Genomic DNA, 2697 nt, shown 5'->3' with positions numbered 1-2697 from the left:
GCCACACTCCAACTTGAACTTCACCTATATGTGCTTTGTTTAAGAAGTACATACAAATTCTAGATTGACCTATACCTCCACCTATTGTGTATGGTAACTCTCCATTTAATAAAGCCTTGTGATAATCTAATTCTCTTCTATCATCACATCCAGCTTCTCTTAATTGTCTATCTAAACTTTCTTCATCTACTCTTATTCCCATTGAAGATAATTCTATAGCATTATCTAGTACTGGGTTATAGAATAATATATCTCCATTTAAATCCCAATCATCATAGTCAGGGCTTCTTCCATCATGTTTTTCACCAGTTGTAAGGTCTCTGCCTATTTGCATTATAAATACTGCACCACATTTCTTAACTATTGCATCTTCTCTTTGTTTTGGTGTTAAACTAGGATACATATCTAGTAACTCTTGAGAAGTTATAAAAGTTATCTCCTTGGGAAGAACCTTTTTTATTTCTGGATAAATCTGATGCACATGATCTTCTGTTTCTTTAAATACTTTATATATGTTTTTAACTGTTTCTTGTAGTGTTTGTAGATTTCTATCACTTTTGTCTATCATAAGTTCCCAGTCCCATTGGTCTACGTATAGAGAATGAATATTATCTAGTTCTTCATCTTTTCTTATTGCATTCATATCTGTATATAGACCTCTTCCTACTGAGAATCCGTATTTTTTTAGAGCCATTCTTTTCCACTTAGCTAATGATTGAACTACTTCAGCACTTTTATCTATATGTGGTACATGGAAACTTACTGCTTTTTCAACTCCGTTTAAGTTATCATTTGTACCTGTTTCAGGTAATACGAATAATGGTGACGATACTCTTGTAAGCTTTAATTCTTCCCCTAATCTATTTTCGAAATAATCTTTTAAATCCTTTATTGCTTGTTGAGTTTGTAGTACTCCTAAACTGCTTTTATATTGTTGTGGTATTATTAAACACATTTAATTTACTCTCCTTATATTTATATTATTTTGGTTTATATAATTTGAGTATGACGTCATACATTTTTTTAATTGTATAAGTCTGGCCATGACTTTTTTCATACAATTTTGTCCATATAAAAAACCCTTCATCTCTATATTTAAAATATAGGGACGAAAGGTTTATGTTCCGCGGTACCACCCTGGTTAGCTTGAATTTTCAAGCTCTGCTCATAATGTACAGAGATTCCTCTCGATACATACTAATTTGGTAACGGATTAGTTCCGGCTAAATCTACTCTCACAAAGATTTCGGTTAGCAACTCTGGGATGTTCTTCAATATAGGCTTCGTGTTGGACTCTCACCATCTCCAACTCGCTTTGACTACCTTCTATATTTACTCTTCCCTTCATAGTTTTTATTGGGTATTTTTTAATTTATAGTTATAATAGTTTATTATATTTATGTTGTCAACTTTCGTGACAGTTTATTATTGATTCTTTATTTTTCATATTTTGCCTTTTTATTAATTTTTAATTCTTAATTTAATTCCATTACAATATTTACCTTTAATTTATATGCCTTTTCTTTAATTTTAGTATATTTTCTAAATATTTATTTTTTTCTTATTTTTAACAAAATAAATTAAGATATATTCTCCATTTTATTTTTGACTTTATTTAAATAGCTAACATTGATATTATCCCCAGCGTTACAAATATTACAAAAGCTGTAGATAAATAAAGCTTTCTTTTCTTACTTTCTTCCTTTGAATTAGAATCCATAAAAAATCTAGCCTTAGTCTCTAAAAAAGTTGCAGTAGCATCAAGTATATGTTCTGAAAAATTCATTTCATGTCATCCTCCATTAAATTTTATTTAATTCTAATCTTAAAATTACCATCTTCTCATTCTTACTCAGATTCATTTTTATAGATTTCTCCATTTTATCTTTACTTTTATGCATATCAGGTGAGTAAGTTTTATATTTACCATCAACCTTTATCCCTCTAGTAAAAGACATTATTGGAATATCTTCATTAATATTAAAATCTGCATCATTTACTATTGCTGACTCATTATAGTTTGTTGGTATGTAATAACTTAAAGTTTCTAAAACTTTATTCTCTTGTATAAAGTGAAGTGCCATATCTCTTTTACTCCCTCCGTCCATAAAATGGTCACCGTAGATTATATGAAAATCTTCACTTCCAACTATATCTTTAGACAATAGTTTCTCTGTACTAACTTTCTTTTCTCCTTCATAGAAGTCTGAGTAAATTTTAATATTATAATTTTTTCCTTTTTCTAACCTATTTAGCTCCATTGCTTGAGGTACAATAATATCCATATTTTTCTCAATTTCAATAAAATCCTCACTATTAGGATTAATGGCATATATATTAAAATCTCCTGTAGGTTTTTTTCTCATCCAGCTTATTATATCTTCTGTAAGTCCATTACCCTCAAAATAAGCATCTACCTTCTTTTCTACTTCTTCTACACTATCTGCCTCTGTTATTCCTATGGATAAATTAGAGATTACATATATCCATGCTGTTGGAATTATTGCTAATAAAGCAGCAATTATTACTACTCCTATGAATATTTTTTTATGTCTTTTGATTAATTTCATTTTACTAGCTCCCTTTTTTTATTTCATCATTACAATATGGACAATAGTTCCATTCTTCCTTTAAAGCTCTTCCACAGTGGTCACATTTTTGCTTTAGTTTTACTCCACAATTTGGACAAGATATAAA

General features: G+C 29.3%; 4 protein-coding genes and 1 other annotated feature. All 4 genes read right to left on the bottom strand.

The window, feature by feature from the left end:
* Positions 1-955, bottom strand: a 955-nt coding sequence (gene asnA / locus ACRC03_RS16585; RefSeq protein WP_438653709.1) for an aspartate--ammonia ligase, incomplete at its 3' end; no start/stop codon positions are given.
* A gap of 146 nt (positions 956-1101) precedes the next feature.
* Positions 1102-1357 (bottom strand) — a binding site (T-box leader).
* 258 nt (positions 1358-1615) lie between these two features.
* A complete protein-coding gene (locus ACRC03_RS16580; RefSeq protein ID WP_438653708.1) occupies positions 1616-1786 on the bottom strand; it encodes a hypothetical protein in 171 nt (56 codons plus the stop codon).
* A 16-nt stretch (positions 1787-1802) separates the two neighbouring features.
* The gene (locus ACRC03_RS16575) at positions 1803-2570 is read right to left on the bottom strand and encodes a hypothetical protein (protein WP_438653707.1); all 768 of its coding nucleotides are present in this window, start codon (positions 2568-2570) and stop codon (positions 1803-1805) included.
* 4 nt (positions 2571-2574) lie between these two features.
* Positions 2575-2694 (bottom strand): double zinc ribbon domain-containing protein, encoded by a 120-nt coding sequence (locus ACRC03_RS16570; protein WP_438653710.1) that lies wholly within the window; start codon positions 2692-2694, stop codon positions 2575-2577.
* Between the last annotated feature and the right edge of the window lie 3 nt (positions 2695-2697).

Source organism: Romboutsia sp. (assembly GCF_051659545.1).
In the GTDB taxonomy this organism is placed as follows: domain Bacteria; phylum Bacillota; class Clostridia; order Peptostreptococcales; family Peptostreptococcaceae; genus JBOFOR01.
The sequence above is the reverse complement of the archived record's forward strand: the minus strand, read 5'-3'. Positions and strand labels throughout refer to the sequence as shown.